The organism is Sphingomonas sp. 77B (assembly GCF_056497825.1).
The window spans coordinates 3099721-3116393 of sequence record NZ_JBWMBY010000001.1 but is presented as its reverse complement, the minus strand read 5'-3'; the positions used below and the strand labels follow the sequence as shown (position 1 = coordinate 3116393).

Sequence of the window (16673 nt, the reverse complement as noted above, 5' to 3'; positions counted from 1 at the left end):
GGAGTGAATCCCCCCCTGTCCCCGCCCCGGTCTTTGTAACATAACGGCAATGTTCGTAGCGCAGGGGCACGCTCAACCGAGCCGCATAAGCGGTCGGACCGCGCCGCTTCGCGCGCGAAAAGGGGACCTATAACTTATGCGTAATTCGCTTTTCCTGGGCGCGGCCGTCATCGCGCTCGCCATTCCGGCGGCGGCTGCCGCACAGGAAACGACCGCGACGATTCGCGGCACCGTGACCGCAGGCGGTGTGCCCGTTCCGGGCGCTCAGATCACGATCATCAACGTGCCGACCAACACGCGCACATCCACCCAGTCGGGCACGGACGGCACCTTCACGCAAACCGGCCTGCAGGCTGGCGGCCCCTACACGGTCGAAGTCACGAGCCCCCAGGGCAACAAGACGGTCACCGACGTCTTCACCGTCGTCCAGCAAGCCTATACGCTGCCGATCGACCTGACCCCAGCCGCCGCTGATGCGGGCACGGGCGCGGGCGCAGACATCGTCGTCACCGCTTCGGCCATTCGCGGCGCAGGCGTCACCTCCGATGGTCCGCAGACCGTCCTGACCCAGGCGGACATCGCCAAGGTCGCATCGGTCAACCGCGACATCCGTGACATCGAACGCCGCGATCCGTTCGCCACGATCGATCTCGGCAACCAGGGCGATCGCGGTGGCGCGGTCAGCTTCGCGGGCGTGAACCCGCGCTTCAACCGCTTCACCATCAACGGCGTGACCGTCGGCGACAGCTTCGGCCTGAACCAGGACGCCAGCCCGACCAACCGTGGCCCGGTCCCCTTCGACGCGATCTCGCAGGTATCGGTCTCGATCGCACCCTATGATTTCCGCCAGTCGGGCTTCCAGGGCGGCGCAATCGACACCGTTCTGCTGTCGGGCACCAACCAGCTCCACGGCACCGGCTTCTATTCGCAGAATACCGACGGCCTGACCGGCGACCAGATCGGCAGCAACCGCCTGAACACCGCCAAGTTCAAGTCGGAAACGTACGGCGCCACGCTGCGCGGGCCGATCATTCCCGACAAGCTGTTCTTCATGGTCTCGGGCGAGCGCAACACCGATCCGCGTCCGTTCGGCACCGTCATCCAGTCCTACGCCAACCCCGGCGCGGTGACGCAGGCCGTCAATGACGTCCTGAACATCGCCAACACGAAGAACCTGGGCACGGCGGCTGGCGGCATCCTGGGCCTCAACCCGCGCAAGGACGAAAAGATCGTCGGCCGTATCGACTGGAACGTCGCGACCGGCCAGCGCCTGTCACTGTCCTACATCAATTCGTTCGACTCGCTGGTCAGCCAGAACAATACGTCGCTGGCGGCCAACGCGCCGACCTATGGCCTCAGCTCGAACGCCTATGCGCTGACCGAATTGCTGCGCGCAGGCATCGTCCAGCTGAACTCCGACTGGACCGACAATTTCTCGACCGAAGCGCGTGCACTCTACAAGTGGTACCGCCGTGGTCAGGAGCCGCTCCAGGGCCGCAGCATCGGCCAGCTCTCGGTGTGTGATGACGCCACCTCGACCGGCGCGCTGACGGGCTGCAGCAACGCCGTTCCGCGTATCACCTTTGGCCCCGATAACAGCCGTCAGACCAACCAGCTGTTCACCGACACCTGGGGCGGTCAGCTCGTCGGCCGCTACACGGCAGGCACGCATCAGGTGCAGGCGCTGATCGACGTCACGCAGAACCGCACCTTCAACAACTTCGTGCAGAACAGCCTCGGCTCCTATTACTTCGACTCGCTGGCCGATTTCCGTGCGGGTAACGCCAACCAGCTGCAATTCGCCGCGCCGATCGCGGGCGTCAGTCCGGCAGCCGATTTCCGCTACACCACCATTTCACTCGGCCTGCAGGACGAGTGGCAGGTCACGGACGCCCTGTCGTTGACCTATGGCGCCCGCTACACGCTCTACGCGATGGGCGAGCGGCCGGTGTACAACCAGTTCTTCAACCAGCGTTACGGCTTTCCCAACACCAACACCTATAACGGCCTCGATCAGTTCGAGCCGCGTATCAGCTTCGACTGGAAGCCGACAGACATCCTCGGCGGCGGCCTGAAGGTTCGCGGCGGTGCGGGTATCTTCGGTGGCGGCCTGCCCGACATCTTCATGTCGAACAGCTTCTCGAACACCCTCACGACCAGCGCGATCACGATCACGCGGGCTGGCCAGGGCCTCAACACCTGCGCTGGCGGCATTCCCGATGCGATCTGCCAGGCGGCCCTCAACAACGTGACCGGCAACGTTCCGGCCGCCGTTGCCCAGTATGCCGCGAACACTACCAATCCGACGAACCTGTCGCGCACCAACACCGGCGCACTGGCCCAGAACTTCCACCTGCCGCGTTCGCTCAAGGCCACGCTGTCGGCGGACTATCGCCTGTTCGGGATCAATTTTGGTGCGGACTATCTGTACACCAAGAATGTCGACGGCGTGATCTTCACCGATCTTCGCTCGGTCCCCGTCGGCGTGATGCCGGATGGCCGTACCCGTTACGGCAGCGCGACTATCTTTGCGGATCCGAACTATGACATTCTGTCGACCAACAGCTCGCAGGGCTATAGTCACGTCATCGTCGCGCGGTTCGACAAGGAATTCGACTGGGGCCTTCAATTCGGCGGCAGCTTTACCCGTCAGTGGGTGAAGGATGTCGGCAACGCCACCTCGTCGACGATCAACTCGAACTACCGCAACCAGTTCTATGGCGCTGATCCGAACAACCCGGCCTATGGCATCTCGGCGGATCAGATTAAGTGGCAGTTCAAGTACAGCGTCGGCTACGATCACGCCTTCTTCGGCGACTATAAGACCCGTATCCAGCTGTTCGGCGAAACCCGCGCGGGCCGCGCCTACAGCTATACGATGTTCGACAACTCGAACAACGTGCGTTCGCCGGTGTTCGGCACGGTCCTGTCGGGCAATGCGCCGACCAACCTGCTGTATGTCCCGACCGGTCTGAACGATACGCGCGTCAGCTATGGTGATGGCACGACGCTGGTGAACGGCGTTCAGACGGCCCAGACCGCGGCACAAGCGGCACAGGCGCTTGACGCCTATATCAACGCCAACCCCGATCTGGCGCGCTATCGCGGCATGATCGTGCCGAAGAACACGGGCCGCAATCGCGCCTTCACCCGGATCGACCTGCATCTCGAGCAGGAAATCCCGACGTTCATCGGCCGGTCGCGCATCGCGGTGTTCGCCGACATCAACAACCTGCCCAACCTCATCAACAAGGATTGGGGTGGCCTGCGCCAGCTCAGCTTCCCCTATGGTGCGGCGCCGATCACGGTGCAGTGCCTGACGACCCCGGGCAACGCGAACAACGGTGGCACGGTGGCGACCACGACGGCGCAGCCTTGCGCCCAGTATCGCTACACCTCGTTCACCAACCCGAACACGCAAGCGGTGAGCTTCAACCAGTCGCTCTACCAGATCCGCATCGGCGCACGCTTCAGCTTCTAAGCCAAGGCGTCCGGCGACAGGCAATCGGGCCGTCCTTCCTTCGGGAAGGGCGGCCCTTCTTTTTGCCCCGCCCCAATCTTTGCCCTTCCCCGCCGGGCCGTGTAGATGTCGCCCGGCCATGGCCAGTCATTCGCCCGCCGCGACGTCCCCCGCTTCGCCCCCCGCCTCCGATCCCCTGTCGGTACGGCCGTTTTTCGAGAACAAGGCGCGTGCCTTCTGGACGCTGCAGGCGGCCGGGTGGTCGGGCTATCTGGTGCTGCGATCGGTGGTCGGCATCTCCAACGGCTTTTCGCTGGAGAAGATCATCCCGGTCATCATCGAGGCGATCCTGGGCTATTGCATCACCCTGCTGCTCTCGACGCTGTACGGCTATTACCGGCGCATCCCGCGCATCATGGGGGTGTTCCTGACGCTGGCGACGCTGGCGGCGGCGACGTTTCTGTACGCCGCGCTCAACGCCTTTTCCTTTTCGTTCATCACCACCACCCAGCCGGGCGTCACCGTCACGCTACTGATCGGCAACCTGTTCATCACCTTCGTGGTGCTGGCGGGCTGGTCGGCGCTGTATTTCGCGATCAACTATTATCTGATCGTCGAGAGCCAGATCGACGAGATGCGCGCATTGGAGCTTCAGGCCTCGACTGCGCAGCTGGCCATGCTGCGCTATCAGCTCAACCCGCATTTCCTGTTCAACACGCTGAACTCGATCTCGACGCTCGTCCTGCTGAAACAGACCGAGCGGGCCAATGCGATGTTAAGCCGGCTGTCAGCCTTCCTCCGCTACACGCTGGCGAACGAGCCCACGGCGCATGTGACCGTGGCGCAAGAGGTTGAAACGCTGAAACTCTATCTCGAAATCGAAAAGATGCGCTTCGAAGACCGCTTGCGTCCCAGTTTCGAGATCGACCCGCGGGCCGAACGCGCGCGCCTGCCCTCGCTGCTGCTGCAACCGCTGGTCGAGAACGCCATCAAATACGCCGTCACGCCGCAGGAGGAAGGCGCGGAAATCCGCGTCGATGTGCGACTGGTCGGGCAACGGGTGCGGATCGCCGTATCCGACACCGGCCCCGGCTTGCACGAAATCCGCCATTCCTCAAGCGTTTCGACCGGCGTTGGACTGTCCAATATCCGCGAACGGCTGGCCCAGGCTTATGGCCCGGACCACCGCTTCGAATCCCGCTCCGCGCCGGCTGGCGGATTCTCGGTCGAGATCGAGATCCCCTTCCAGCTTGAGAATGTGAACAGAGAGGCCGCATGACCATCCGTACCATCCTCGTCGACGACGAGCCCCTGGCGATCCAGGGCATGGAGCTTCGGCTCCAGGCGCACGACGACGTCGAGATCATCGAGCGCTGCTCGAACGGGCGCGAGGCGATCCGCGCGATCAAGACTCACAAGCCCGACCTCGTTTTCCTCGACATCCAGATGCCCGGCTTCGACGGCTTTTCGGTGGTCCAGGGGCTGATGGAGGTCGAGCCGCCGCTGTTCGTCTTCGTCACCGCCTATTCCGACCACGCCCTGCGCGCGTTCGAGGCGCAGGCGGTCGACTATCTGATGAAGCCGGTCGAGGAAGCGCGCCTGGCCGACACGCTCGACCGCGTGCGCCAGCGGCTGAACGAGAAGCGCGGCGCGGGCGAGGTCGAGAAGTTGAAGGAAGTGCTCGCCGAACATGCCCCCGACGCGGTGACCGACCTGAGCGAGGGCGGCGAAGTGGCGTCGAGCCGGTTCGAGAAGCTCATCAACATCAAGGATCGCGGCCAGATTTTCCGCGTCGATGTCGACACGATCGAGATGATCGAGGCGGCGGGCGACTATATGGTCATCAACACCGGCGACAATTCGCTGGTGCTGCGCGAGACGATGAAGGACCTGGAAAAGCGGCTCGATCCGCGCCGTTTCCAGCGGGTGCACCGCTCGACGATCGTCAACCTGGACCTGGTCAAGCAGGTCAAGCCGCATACCAATGGCGAGTGTTTCCTACTGCTCGAATCGGGCGCACAGGTGAAGGTGTCGCGCAGCTATCGCGACGTGGTGGCGCGGTTCGTTCATTGAGAAAAATTTCTCCCCTTCAAGGGGAGGGGGACCAGCGAAGCTGGTGGAGGGGTGTCACCCTATCGAGAGCGGGACACCCCTCCGTCAGGGCTTGCGCCCTGCCACCTCCCCTTACAGGGGAGGAATGAGAATTATCGCAATCCCAGCATCTTGTGCGTCTGGAGCGTCAGCCGCCAGCGCGGCCGTTCCATCACCATCGCGATACACGCCTCGCGATTCTCCTCCGCACGCGGATCGTCGAGCGGCTGGAGCAGGTGGTTCGCGAAGTCCCAGCCCTCGACCTCTACCGGATCGATCCCCGCCTGAGGCCAGACCAGCTTCAATTCCTGCCCCGAACGCTGGACGACCTCAGACCCCGCCTTTGGGCTGATGCACACCCAGTCGATGCCCGGATGCGCGGCGATCGTGCCGTTGCTCTCGATCGCGATGAAGAAGCCCGCCGCATGGAGCGCATCGACCAACGCATCGTCGACTTGAAGCATCGGCTCGCCCCCGGTGAGGACGACGAAGCGCTCGCCCCGCGACTCGCCCCAAAAGCCCTCGACCGCCGCGACCAGCGCCGCCGCATCCGCAAAACGCCCGCCGCCCAAACCATCGACCCCGACGAAATCGGTGTCGCAGAAGCGGCAGATCGCGCTGGCCCGGTCCTGCTCGCGCCCCGACCACAGGTTGCAACCTGCAAAGCGCACGAACACCGCGCGTCGCCCGGCCTGCACGCCCTCGCCCTGGAGCGTCAGGAACATCTCCTTGACGGCATAGCTCATGGCCTCAGCCCTGCGGCTTGACCGCATAGGCGGTGGGATCGGGAATGCCCGCTTCCTCAAAGCCCTTGGACCGCAGGCGGCAGCTGTCGCATTCGCCGCAATGCAGCCCCTCGGGCGTCGGGTCGTAGCAGGACCAACTCAGCCCCATGTCGACGCCCAGCCGCGTGCCTTCGCGCACGATGTCGGCCTTGGTCATGTGCTGGAGCGGCGCGTGAATCTTGAACGGCTGGCCTTCGACGCCCGCCTTGGTCGCGATCTCGGCCAGCCCCTCGAAGGCGGCGATGAACTCGGGACGGCAATCGGGATAGCCCGAATAGTCCAGCGCGTTCACGCCGATGAACAGGTCGCGCGCGCCCGCCGCCTCGGCCCAACCCAGCGCGAGGCTAAGGAAGATCGTGTTACGCGCCGGGACATAGGTAACCGGGATGCCCGGCTGCACGCCGTCCTTGGGCACGTCGATGTCTGCGGTCAGTGCCGAGCCGCCAAAGGCCGACAGGTCGAGCGGCAGGACGATGTGGCGCTCGGCGCCAAGCGCCTCGGCGACTCGCGCCGCGGCGGCGAGTTCGACCTTGTGGCGCTGGTTATAATCGACCGAAAGCGCGAGCACGCGGTATCCGGCGGCCTTGGCCGAAGCAGCGGAAATCATCGAGTCCAGCCCGCCCGAAACGAGCACGACCGCCATGGGAGCAGAAGATGTCATGATGGGGCGACCGCTACGCCCATTGGCGCGCGGTTGCAATGCCGGGCTTTATCGGGGGGAAGAAACGGCGGGACCGAAAAATCAGTCCCGCCAAGGACCTGGCCGGGCATGCTGATGACCCGGTCGAGGGAGAAATCTGCTGCTAAAGCAGAACCCTACGTTAGCGGCAGGATGGTTAAGGAACGGTAAAAGCCGAACCGTTTCAGTTTTTCAGCTTCCAACCCTTGCGCAGCAGGGCATAGCAGAGGACCGCCATCACGACGTCGATGCCCAGCACGACGAAGCCGCCCAGCGTCACCGGCGAGTCGGCAAGGCCCAGAAAACCGTAGCGGAAGCCCGAAATGACATAGAAGAACGGGTTGGCATGGCTGATCGCACGGAACGCCGGTGCCAGACCATCGACCGAATAGAAGGTGCCCGACAGCAGCGACAGCGGCACGACCACGAAATTGGTGACGGCCGCCGCATGGTCGAACTTTTCCGCCCAGATCGAGGTCAGCACCCCCAACAGCGCCAGGAAGATCGAACCCAACAGACCGAACCACAACACTGCGAAAAAGGCGTGCGGCGTCACATGCACCCCGGGCCAGATCGCCATGGCGGCCCACACCGTCACCCCGACCAGCACCGCGCGCGTCACCGCGCCGCCGACCAGCGCGGCCAAAAGCTCGGCGGTGGACAGCGGCGGCATCAGGTAATCGACGATCGTGCCCTGGATCTTGCCGACCAGCAGCGAGAAGCTGGCATTGGCGAAGGCATTGTTCATCATGCCCATCACGATCAGGCCCGGCGCGATGAAATCGGCGAACGGCACCTGCATCCCCGCCACTGGCACGGCATGGCGACCACCGAGCGCGGTGGTGAAAATGATGAGATAAAGCAGCGTCGTGACCGACGGCGCCCAGATCGTCTGGAGCTGCACCTTGAAGAAACGGCGCACCTCCTTGATATAGAGGGTCTTGAGGCCGCCCCAGTTGATGTTCCGGATTACGGGCTCACCGGGGGCGGCACGCACCGCCGAGGGAATTTCGCCGATAGGGGGCTGGCTGCTCATCGCCATAGCGCGTAACCGTTGCCGTGGCCGCCCGCAACCCGGTACGATGATCGGCCGGTGCGTTGATGAAGTAAGGAAAGGTTTCGAATGTCGTGGACCGATGAGCGGATCGATACGCTCAGGACGATGTGGGAAGCGGGACAGACCGCCAGCCAGATCGCCGAAGCATTGGGCGGGGTCAGCCGCAACGCGGTGATCGGCAAGGCGCACCGCCTGGGCCTGCAGGCGCGTCCTTCGCCGGTGAAGGCCAACGAGCCTGCTACAGCCCCCGCGCCCGAGCCGGTGGTCGCGGCCGCTCCGCCGCCGTCGCCCGCGCCGGAACCCGAGCCAGAGCCCGCGCCTTTCGTGGCCGAGGATGAACCGGACGCCGAGATCGAAGCCGAGCCCGCCAAGGTGCGCGAGCCGCAGCCGATCCTGCGCTCGGTCGGCCCCGGCGGCTTCGTCCGCCAGTCGCCCGGCGAACAACAGCCCCCGCCCTCGCCCGCGCCGCCGCGCCGCCTGGTCCCCGCCAAGCCGAGCCCCGAAATGGCGGGCAAGACCTCGCTGCTCGACCTGAACGACCGCATCTGCAAATGGCCGATCGGCCATCCGGGCGAGCCGGACTTCCACTTCTGCGGCGACAAGGTGAACCCGGGCTTCCCCTATTGCGTCGCGCATTGCGGCCACGCCTATCAGGCGCAGCTGCCCCGGCGCGACCGCCGTCCGCCGCCTCCCCTGCCCTTTGGCGGCCCGCGCGTCCGCTGATTCGGGGTCGATGAAAAAAGCCCGCCGGTTTTGTGACCGGCGGGCTTTTTCGTGACTGCGGTAGTTCCGTGGCCTTCGACTTCGCGCAGGCTGAACGGAGGTAGGGTCTCTAGCCACCAACTCGGTTCGCACTGAGCGAAGTCGAAGTGCACGTCCCGCCGCTCACCAAAAGCGACGGGACGCACCCTGTCATCAGAAGCGGAACGCCGCCGTCGCGCGCAGCGAATGCCAGCGGAACTTGTCGTCCGAACGCCGGATGTCCGTGCCCGCCGTATTGGGCGCCAGCACAAACGGGTTGGTCGCGGGCGCCGAGCCCTGCGTCACTCGCACGCGCGTGTCGTCGTCGCGATACTGGTGGTACATATATTCCATGCCGATCGAGAAGTTGCGCCCGATCTTCTGCTCGATACCGCCGCCACCGAGGAAGCCGAACTGGTTGCGCTTGCCGCCGATGGCGAAGGCGTTCGCCCCGTTCGAGGTCGCGAACTCACGGTTGATCCGGGCATAACCGCCGCCGAACGTGCCGTAGAACAGCGTGTTGTTCGCCGCATAGCCCGCGCGACCGCGCACCGAGGCTTCCCAGTCGATGCTCCGCGTCATGGTGTACCAGGCCGGGGTCGTCGAGAAGGCCGAGACGCTGTCGGTGATCTCCGACTTACCGAACTCGCCCACCGCGCCGTACACGATATTGCCGACCTGATGATCGACGCCGACGCGGCCATAATAGGCGATACCGTCCTTGTCGTTGTCACAGCCGGTCGCGGCATTCTGCGGCGACAGGACACTGCGCGCACGACCGTTGCAGAAGCCCGGCGAGAAGGCGTTGGCGCCAGCCGACGTCGTCACCGTATCGCCGAACCGCCCGTCCAGATTGCGATCGAACAGGAAGCGCGAGCCGACGTCGTTGGGCTGGACGTCGTAGCCGAAGCTGCCACCGACATAGACGCCGGAGAAGGGCGCGTCGTCCTGTGCCGCATAGGAACCGTCCTGCGCCATGGCCGGCGCGGCGATCAGCGTCGAGGCCAAAGCCCCCGCCATCCAGAATTTCATCATTATCACTCCCGTACCCTTGGCATAAAGGTCACGGGGAAACGGCCCGGGCCCGTGGAAATATCCCAGGTTAGATTTTTAGCAAAGTTTTGTTGCATTTGCGCAACGCGCCACGAAGCTGGCGCAAGCGCGCCACAAGGCCTATAGTTCCCGTTATGTCCAATGATCTGTTCGCGGGCGGCGCCCGCCCCCAGCCCGCCTATGACGCCTCTTCGATCGAGGTGCTGGAGGGGCTGGAGCCGGTGCGGCGCCGTCCGGGCATGTATATCGGCGGCACCGACGAGCGCGCGCTGCACCACCTGGCCGCCGAAGTCCTCGACAATGCCATGGACGAAGCGGTGGCGGGCCATGCCACCCGGATCGAGGTGAAGCTGGAGCCGGGCAATCGCCTGACCATCGTCGACAATGGACGCGGCATCCCGGTCGATCCACACCCGAAATTCCCCGACAAGTCGGCGCTGGAGGTCATCCTGTCGACGCTCCACTCGGGTGGCAAGTTCACCGGCAAGGCCTATGCGACCTCGGGCGGTCTGCACGGCGTCGGCATCTCCGTGGTCAACGCGCTATCGTCGGACACGGTGGTCGAGGTGGCCCGCGAGCGTATCCTCTATCGCCAACGCTTTGCCAAAGGTGCGACGCTGGGCCCGCTGGAGACGGTGGGTGCCGCCCCCAACCGGCGCGGCACCAGCGTCGCCTTCACGCCGGACACCGAGATTTTCGGCCCCGAACTGCACTTCAAGCCCGCGCGGCTGCACAAGCTGGTCCGCTCCAAGGCCTATCTGTTTGCGGGTGTCGAAATCCGCTGGCACTGCGCGCCCGAACTCATCACCGACGACACGCCTGCCGAGGCGGTCTTCCAGTTCCCCGGCGGCCTGGCCGATCATCTGAAGGAGCAGATCGGCGGCCGCGAATGCGCCACCGCCGATTTCTTCTCCGGTAATCAGGACTTTCCGGGCGAACAGGGCCGTGTCGAATGGGCGGTCGCCTGGCCGCTGTGGAGCGACGGCAGCTATAGCTGGTATTGCAACACCATCCCGACCCCCGATGGCGGCACGCACGAACAGGGCCTGCGCCAGGCGCTGGTCCGGGGGCTTCGCGCGTTCGGCGAACTGGTGAACCAGAAAAAGGCCAAGGACATCACCGCCGACGACGTGATGGTCGGCTCCGAACTGATGCTCTCGGTCTTCATCCGCGAACCGCAATTCCAGAGCCAGACCAAGGATCGCCTCACCAGCCCGGAAGCCGCCGGGCTGGTCGAAAAGGCGGTGCGCGACCATTTCGACCATTATCTCTCGGCGAACATGGATCGCGGCAAGGCGCTGCTCGGCTATGTGCTCGACCGGATGGACGAGCGCCTGCGCCGCAAGGCCGAGCGTGAGGTCAAGCGCAAGACCGCCACGTCGGCACGCAAGCTGCGCCTGCCCGGCAAGCTGACCGACTGTTCGGCCGACAGCCCCGAGGGGACCGAACTGTTCATCGTCGAGGGCGACTCGGCAGGCGGCTCGGCCAAGCAGGCGCGCGATCGCAAGACGCAGGCGATCCTGCCGATCCGCGGCAAGATCCTGAACGTCGCCAGCGCCACCTCGACCAAAATCCTGCAGAATCAGGAGATCGCCGACCTGACGCTGGCCATGGGCTGCGGCACACGCAAGGATTGCGACCCGACCCAGCTGCGCTACGAAAAGATCGTCATCATGACCGACGCAGACGTGGACGGCGCGCATATCGCCACGCTGCTGATGACCTTCTTCTTCCAGGAAATGCCCGATCTGGTCCGGCGCGGGCATCTGTATCTGGCGCAGCCGCCGCTCTATCGCCTGACCGTCGGCGCCAAGTCGCTCTACGCCCGCGACGACGCCCACCGCGCCGAGCTGGAGCGCACCGCGTTCAAGGGCAAGAAGGTCGACGTCGCCCGCTTCAAGGGCCTGGGCGAGATGAACCCTGGCCAGTTGCGCGAAACGACGATGGACCCCGCGACCCGCAGCCTGATCCGCATCACCCTGCCCCAGGAATATGAGGAACGCGCAGGCGTGAAGGATTTGGTCGACCGGCTGATGGGCAACAACCCGGCCCATCGCTTCGCCTTCATTCAGGAAAATGCGGCGCGACTGGACGAAGAGGTGATCGACGCCTGAACCTATAGTCTCGGGAAACATTAGCTTACTTGTAAAGATTACGGTAACATGAACACTATGCCGATCCCATCCGGCATCTAGGCAGGGCCAGATTCGTTCTGGACCCGGACAGGAAAGGCTTGACTTATGATCTTGCTCCCCTTGTTGCTTCAAGCGCAGGCGCCGCTATCGCCCCCGGCCCCGCCGGTCGAAACGCCTATCGCCACCCTGCCGACCGAGGATGGATCGACCATCACCGTCACCGGCAGCAGTCTGAAGGCTACCAAGGCTGATCTCGAACAATGCCTACGCGATCATTGCCCGCCCAAGGAAGATATCCAGCGCTCGCTGACCTATGCCGAACTCCAGTTCATTGCCGGTGATTATCCGGGCAGCCACCGGACCCTGACCGAATCGCGGTCGCGCAACGCCCGCTATGCCGCCGAACTGCCGGTCGAGGTTGCCGGGCTTCACCGTGCGGTCGGGCGTGTCACCCGGCTGAACGGCCTGGAAACCAGCCCCGTCTCCAGCTTCGCCGATGCGGTCTATGCCCTGCGCGCCGGTCTGCCCAGGAATGCGCCCAGCATTTGGGAACAGCGGCTGGAGGTTGGCGACGCCCTGGCGCGTGAAGGACGGGCTTACGGCGCACTGCAGCATTATTCATGGGTGGCACACGGGGCGGAAAAGGCAGGGATGACCGATGTGCTGGGCATGGCATTGGTCCGCACCGCCATCCTGACCAACGCTATCGCAGCGGACAATCCGCCATGGCGGCAGCGCGCGCAGGAATCGATCGACACGATCCTGCGCCGAACCGAGCCGGGAATGCGCCCCTATCGCAACGTCGCGCGCACCATCCCCATCCAGTTGGTGCCCGAAAAGGATCGTCCCGCAATGATCGACAAGGTTGTCGCCGAACTAGAAAGCGATGGCGATCATCAGTCGCTCGTCTATATGCCCAACATCTATCCGCGCGACCTGCCGCAAGGGGCGGCCGTGACGGACGATGGCCCGGCCTTTGTCGATATCAGCTTTCGCGTAATGCCCGACGGGCATGTCGCCGATGTCGAGCCGGTAAACGTCACGGCCGCAACGCGTCCCGCCTGGGTCGATACCATCACCAAGGCGATGGGCGAGCGCCGCTATACCAGACTGCAGAAGCCCGCTCATCCCGACGGTACGCTGCGCCTGGAGCGCTATACCTTCATCTCGCGGCAACAAACGCAGAATGGCTCGCGCATCGCGTCGCGCACGGCGGATCGCCAGATCAGCCGGTTGGATCTGACCGCCGCGGTCGATCCGGTGACGACCAAGCGCTGACGATCCACCCCGGCTCCGGCCAAGCCATGGGGCCGGGCCGCACCGACACGGGCGGCCCCCAAGTTGACGCGTACGCGCAATAGCCCGTATGATTGCAAAGGGCGGCCCTTGATGTCGCCCTTTGCTGTTTGAAGGAGACGTTCCCGTGACCATCACCGCCCTGATGCCCGTTTACCCACGGTGCGGGGTGCGTCCGGTTCGAGGCGAGGGCGTCTATCTGTACGGCGAGGACGGCGAGCAGTATCTGGACTTCGCCGCCGGGATCGCGGTGAACGCGCTGGGCCATGGCCATCCGAAACTGGTCGAGGCGATCGCCAACCAGGCCGCGACGCTGATGCATGTGTCGAACCTGTATGGCAGTCCGCAGGGTGAGCATTTCGCGCAGCGGCTGGTCGATTCGACCTTCGCCGACACGGTGTTCTTCACCAATTCGGGTGCAGAGGCCGTCGAGTGCGCGATCAAGACCGCGCGCCGCTATCACTTCGCCAATGGCAATCCGCAGCGCCATACGCTCATCACGTTCAACAACGCCTTCCATGGCCGGACGCTGGGCGCGATCTCGGCAACCAACCAGCCCAAGATGCGCGACGGGTTCGAGCCGCTGCTGCCCGGCTTCGCCTATGCGCCGTTCGACGATCTGGAAGCCGCGCTGGCGCTGATCGACGAGAACACGGCCGGTTTCCTGGTCGAGCCGATCCAGGGCGAAGGTGGCCTGCGCCCCGCGAGCATGGAATTCCTGCAGGGGCTGCGCAAGGCGTGCGACGAGCATGGCCTGCTCTTGGTGCTGGACGAGGTGCAGTGCGGTTACGGCCGCACCGGCAAGTTCTTCGCGCATGAGCTGTACGGCGTGAAGCCCGACATCATGGCGTCGGCCAAGGGCATCGGCGGCGGCTTCCCGCTGGGCGCGTGCCTGGCGACCGAGGAAGCGGCCAAGGGCATGGTGGCCGGCACGCACGGCTCGACCTATGGCGGCAACCCGCTCGCCATGGCGGCCGGGGAAGCGGTGCTCGACGTGATGCAGGAAGACGGTTTCCTTGAGCATGTCGAGGCGATGGGTAAGCGCCTGCGCTCGACGCTGGAGCAGATGATCCCGAACTTCGACCATCTGTTCGAGGAAGTGCGCGGTCACGGCCTGATGCAGGGTCTGAAGATGAAGAGCGACAGCCGCCGTTTCGTGGCGCATTGCCGCGACAACCATGGACTGCTGCTGGTCGCGGCGGGCGAGAACGTTATCCGTATCCTGCCGCCCCTGACCATCGACGAGAGCCACATCACCGAGTTCGCGACGAAGCTGTCGGACGCCGCGCGCGTCTACGTCCCCGCCGCCGACGACTAATTCCTGCCACCCCGGCGGCGGGAAACCGCCGGGGGACGGAGAACCGACCCATGACGATCCGCCACTTCCTGAACCTCGCCGACGCCGGTCCCGAGGGTGTGACCGCCATTCTGAACGACGCGCAGGCCCGCAAGGCCGCCCGCGCCGGTTTCACCAAGGGCCGCGTCGATGCCGACGCTCCGCTGGCGGGCCATGTGCTCGCCATGGTGTTCGAGAAGAACTCCACCCGTACCCGCGTCAGCTTCGACATGGCGATCCGCCAGCTCGGCGGCACCTCGATCGTGCTCGATGCGGGCACAATGCAGCTGGGTCGCGGCGAGACGATCGCCGACACCGCGCGCATCCTGTCGGGCTATACCGATGCGATCATGATCCGCACCGACGACCATGCCAAGGTCGAGGAAATGGCGCATTATGCCAGCGTGCCGGTCATCAACGGCCTGACCGACCTGTCGCATCCGTGCCAGATCATGGCCGACCTGCTGACCGTGATCGAGGCGGGCAAGACGCTTTCGGGCATGAAGGTCGCCTGGCTGGGCGACGGCAACAACGTGCTACACTCGATCGTCGAGGCGGGTGGGCTGCTTGGCTTCGACGTGGTCGCCGCCTGCCCCGATGGCTATCACCCGGAACCGGGCACGCTGGCGCTGGGCCAGGGCCGCGCCACCTGCACCACCGATCCGCGTGCTGCGGTCGAGGGGGCGGACATCGTCGTCACCGACACCTGGATCTCGATGGGCCAGGCCCATGCCGAGGAAAAGCTGGCCGCGATGATGCCGTTCCAGGTCAATGCCGAGCTGATGGCGCTGGCCAAGCCGGATGCAAAGTTCCTCCACTGCCTGCCCGCGCACCGTGACGAGGAAGTGACCTCCGACGTGATCGACGGCCCGCAGTCGCTGATCTGGCCGGAGGCGGAGAACCGCCTGCACGCGCAAAAGTCCGTGCTGCGGTGGTGCTTCGGTCAGATCGGTTGATCGGCGCGAGACCCATACTATCTATGGAAAGGCCGGCGGGTTCGTCGGCCTTTTCTCTTTCCCCCGCCGCACCGGCACCATATCGCCCGGACATCCTCCGGTGCGTAAAGGCACGAGCATGACCGACATCACCCTGCCCGACCTCGACCGCGCGATCGCGTTCACCATCCCCGAGCAGCACGCCCGCGGACGCCTGGTGCGGCTGGGCCCGGTGCTGGACGAAATCCTGGCGGCGCACGCCTATCCCCCGGTGATCGAGCGGCTGCTGGCCGAAGCGCTGACCCTGACCGCGCTGATGGGCGCGACGCTGAAGGATACCGGCGGCCAGCTGACCATCCAGACACGCAGCGACAGCGGCGTGATCCGCCTGCTGGTGTGCGATTATCGCGGCGGCGAGCTGCGCGGCTATATTCAGTATGACGAGGACCGACTGGCCGAACTGCCCGCCGACCCCACGCTGTTTGCGCTGTTCGGACAGGGCTATCTGGCGATCACCTTCGACCTGGCGGTGACCGACGAGCGCTATCAGGGCATTGTGCCGATCGATGGCGATACGCTGTCGGCGGCGGCGGAGAGCTATTTCACCCAGTCGGAGCAGATTCCCAGCCTGTTGCGCGTCGGGATCAGCAAGGGTCCCGACGGCCGCACCATCGCGGGCGGCCTGTTCCTCCAGCACCTGCCCGAGGGCGAGGAAGGCCGCGAGCGGCTGCACGTCAAGCTCGACCATCCCGAATGGGAGCATGTCCAGGCGCTCGGCCAGACGATGCAGGTCGAGGAGCTGGCCGACGCCGCGCTGCCGCTGGAGACCCTGGTATGGCGGCTGTTTCACGAAGAGCAGAATGTCCGCGTGTCGGAGAGCCCCGCCATCGTGCGCGGCTGCCGATGTTCGGCGGAGTATATCGCCAGCGTCATCACGAAGTTCTCGGTCGAGGAACGCCGCGAGATGGCGGATGCGGACGGCCTGATCCAGGTCGACTGCGCCTTCTGCGCGAAGAAGTTTCCGGTACCCTTCGACGCGGCACCGGCGGCCTGACCCTGAAATCCTCTCCGGCACGGGGAGGTGGCAGGCCGCAAGGCCTGACGG

Annotated in this window: 13 protein-coding genes; 9 read left to right on the top strand and 4 right to left on the bottom strand. The window is 64.9% G+C overall.

Translation table 11 applies throughout. The features are described from left to right. The first annotated feature begins 136 nt into the window (after positions 1 to 136). The 3 genes from AC1GI4_RS14615 to AC1GI4_RS14605 all read left to right on the top strand — a co-directional run bounded on the left by AC1GI4_RS14615 (position 137) and on the right by AC1GI4_RS14605 (position 5533). A complete protein-coding gene (locus AC1GI4_RS14615; protein WP_479629979.1) occupies positions 137 to 3481 on the top strand; it encodes a TonB-dependent receptor in 3345 nt (1114 codons plus the stop codon). Between the two features lie 118 nt (positions 3482 to 3599). Next, positions 3600 to 4739, top strand: coding sequence for a sensor histidine kinase (locus tag AC1GI4_RS14610; protein WP_172839688.1), 1140 nt, complete (start codon positions 3600 to 3602; stop codon positions 4737 to 4739). Beyond that, a complete protein-coding gene (locus AC1GI4_RS14605; RefSeq protein ID WP_056431755.1) occupies positions 4736 to 5533 on the top strand; it encodes a LytR/AlgR family response regulator transcription factor in 798 nt (265 codons plus the stop codon). Before AC1GI4_RS14610 ends, AC1GI4_RS14605 begins: the two co-directional genes overlap by 4 nt. A gap of 131 nt (positions 5534 to 5664) precedes the next feature. On the opposite strand, the gene queE is transcribed toward AC1GI4_RS14605, so the two are convergent. The 3 genes from queE to AC1GI4_RS14590 form a co-directional block, all read right to left on the bottom strand. Next, complete coding sequence (queE, locus tag AC1GI4_RS14600; protein ID WP_294273307.1) at positions 5665 to 6297, bottom strand: 7-carboxy-7-deazaguanine synthase; 633 nt, start codon at positions 6295 to 6297, stop codon at positions 5665 to 5667. A gap of 4 nt (positions 6298 to 6301) precedes the next feature. Then, positions 6302 to 6997, bottom strand: a complete 696-nt coding sequence (queC, locus tag AC1GI4_RS14595) for a 7-cyano-7-deazaguanine synthase QueC (RefSeq protein ID WP_479629978.1) — start codon at positions 6995 to 6997, stop codon at positions 6302 to 6304. Positions 6998 to 7199: 202 nt separating this feature from the next. Continuing rightward, positions 7200 to 8051: an ABC transporter permease gene (locus AC1GI4_RS14590; RefSeq protein ID WP_294273313.1), complete on the bottom strand. Its 852-nt coding sequence runs from the start codon at positions 8049 to 8051 to the stop codon at positions 7200 to 7202. A gap of 87 nt (positions 8052 to 8138) precedes the next feature. On the opposite strand from AC1GI4_RS14590, the gene AC1GI4_RS14585 reads away from it, so the two are divergent. Beyond that, positions 8139 to 8795 (top strand): GcrA family cell cycle regulator, encoded by a 657-nt coding sequence (locus AC1GI4_RS14585; RefSeq protein WP_479629977.1) that lies wholly within the window; start codon positions 8139 to 8141, stop codon positions 8793 to 8795. Between the two features lie 192 nt (positions 8796 to 8987). Here the strand turns inward: AC1GI4_RS14585 and AC1GI4_RS14580 are convergent, their stop codons facing one another. Beyond that, positions 8988 to 9848, bottom strand: a complete 861-nt coding sequence (locus tag AC1GI4_RS14580; RefSeq protein WP_479629976.1) for an outer membrane protein — start codon at positions 9846 to 9848, stop codon at positions 8988 to 8990. 152 nt (positions 9849 to 10000) lie between these two features. Here AC1GI4_RS14580 and parE point away from each other — a divergent pair, with 152 nt between their 5' ends. The 5 genes from parE (at position 10001) to hslO (ending at position 16622) form a co-directional block, all read left to right on the top strand. Beyond that, positions 10001 to 11980, top strand: coding sequence for a DNA topoisomerase IV subunit B (gene parE / locus AC1GI4_RS14575; RefSeq protein WP_479629975.1), 1980 nt, complete (start codon positions 10001 to 10003; stop codon positions 11978 to 11980). 126 nt (positions 11981 to 12106) lie between these two features. Beyond that, positions 12107 to 13279, top strand: a complete 1173-nt coding sequence (locus tag AC1GI4_RS14570; protein ID WP_294273325.1) for a hypothetical protein — start codon at positions 12107 to 12109, stop codon at positions 13277 to 13279. A 145-nt stretch (positions 13280 to 13424) separates the two neighbouring features. After that, positions 13425 to 14615: an aspartate aminotransferase family protein gene (locus AC1GI4_RS14565; protein WP_294273328.1), complete on the top strand. Its 1191-nt coding sequence runs from the start codon at positions 13425 to 13427 to the stop codon at positions 14613 to 14615. 50 nt (positions 14616 to 14665) lie between these two features. Beyond that, complete coding sequence (argF, locus tag AC1GI4_RS14560) at positions 14666 to 15589, top strand: ornithine carbamoyltransferase (protein WP_479629973.1); 924 nt, start codon at positions 14666 to 14668, stop codon at positions 15587 to 15589. Positions 15590 to 15707: 118 nt separating this feature from the next. After that, the gene (gene hslO, locus AC1GI4_RS14555; RefSeq protein WP_294273334.1) at positions 15708 to 16622 is read left to right on the top strand and encodes an Hsp33 family molecular chaperone HslO; all 915 of its coding nucleotides are present in this window, start codon (positions 15708 to 15710) and stop codon (positions 16620 to 16622) included. The last annotated feature ends 51 nt before the right edge of the window (positions 16623 to 16673 follow it).

Bases quoted from the DNA above. Each gene is read 5' to 3' on its own strand.
- AC1GI4_RS14615 (WP_479629979.1), top strand. From the start codon at position 137: ATGCGTAATTCGCTTTTCCTGGGCGCGGCCGTCATCGCGCTCGCCATT.
- AC1GI4_RS14610 (WP_172839688.1), top strand. From the start codon at position 3,600: ATGGCCAGTCATTCGCCCGCCGCGACGTCCCCCGCTTCGCCCCCCGCC.
- AC1GI4_RS14605 (WP_056431755.1), top strand. From the start codon at position 4,736: ATGACCATCCGTACCATCCTCGTCGACGACGAGCCCCTGGCGATCCAG.
- queE (WP_294273307.1), bottom strand. From the start codon at position 6,297: ATGAGCTATGCCGTCAAGGAGATGTTCCTGACGCTCCAGGGCGAGGGC.
- queC (WP_479629978.1), bottom strand. From the start codon at position 6,997: ATGACATCTTCTGCTCCCATGGCGGTCGTGCTCGTTTCGGGCGGGCTG.
- AC1GI4_RS14590 (WP_294273313.1), bottom strand. From the start codon at position 8,051: ATGAGCAGCCAGCCCCCTATCGGCGAAATTCCCTCGGCGGTGCGTGCC.
- AC1GI4_RS14585 (WP_479629977.1), top strand. From the start codon at position 8,139: ATGTCGTGGACCGATGAGCGGATCGATACGCTCAGGACGATGTGGGAA.
- AC1GI4_RS14580 (WP_479629976.1), bottom strand. From the start codon at position 9,848: ATGATGAAATTCTGGATGGCGGGGGCTTTGGCCTCGACGCTGATCGCC.
- parE (WP_479629975.1), top strand. From the start codon at position 10,001: ATGTCCAATGATCTGTTCGCGGGCGGCGCCCGCCCCCAGCCCGCCTAT.
- AC1GI4_RS14570 (WP_294273325.1), top strand. From the start codon at position 12,107: ATGATCTTGCTCCCCTTGTTGCTTCAAGCGCAGGCGCCGCTATCGCCC.
- argF (WP_479629973.1), top strand. From the start codon at position 14,666: ATGACGATCCGCCACTTCCTGAACCTCGCCGACGCCGGTCCCGAGGGT.
- hslO (WP_294273334.1), top strand. From the start codon at position 15,708: ATGACCGACATCACCCTGCCCGACCTCGACCGCGCGATCGCGTTCACC.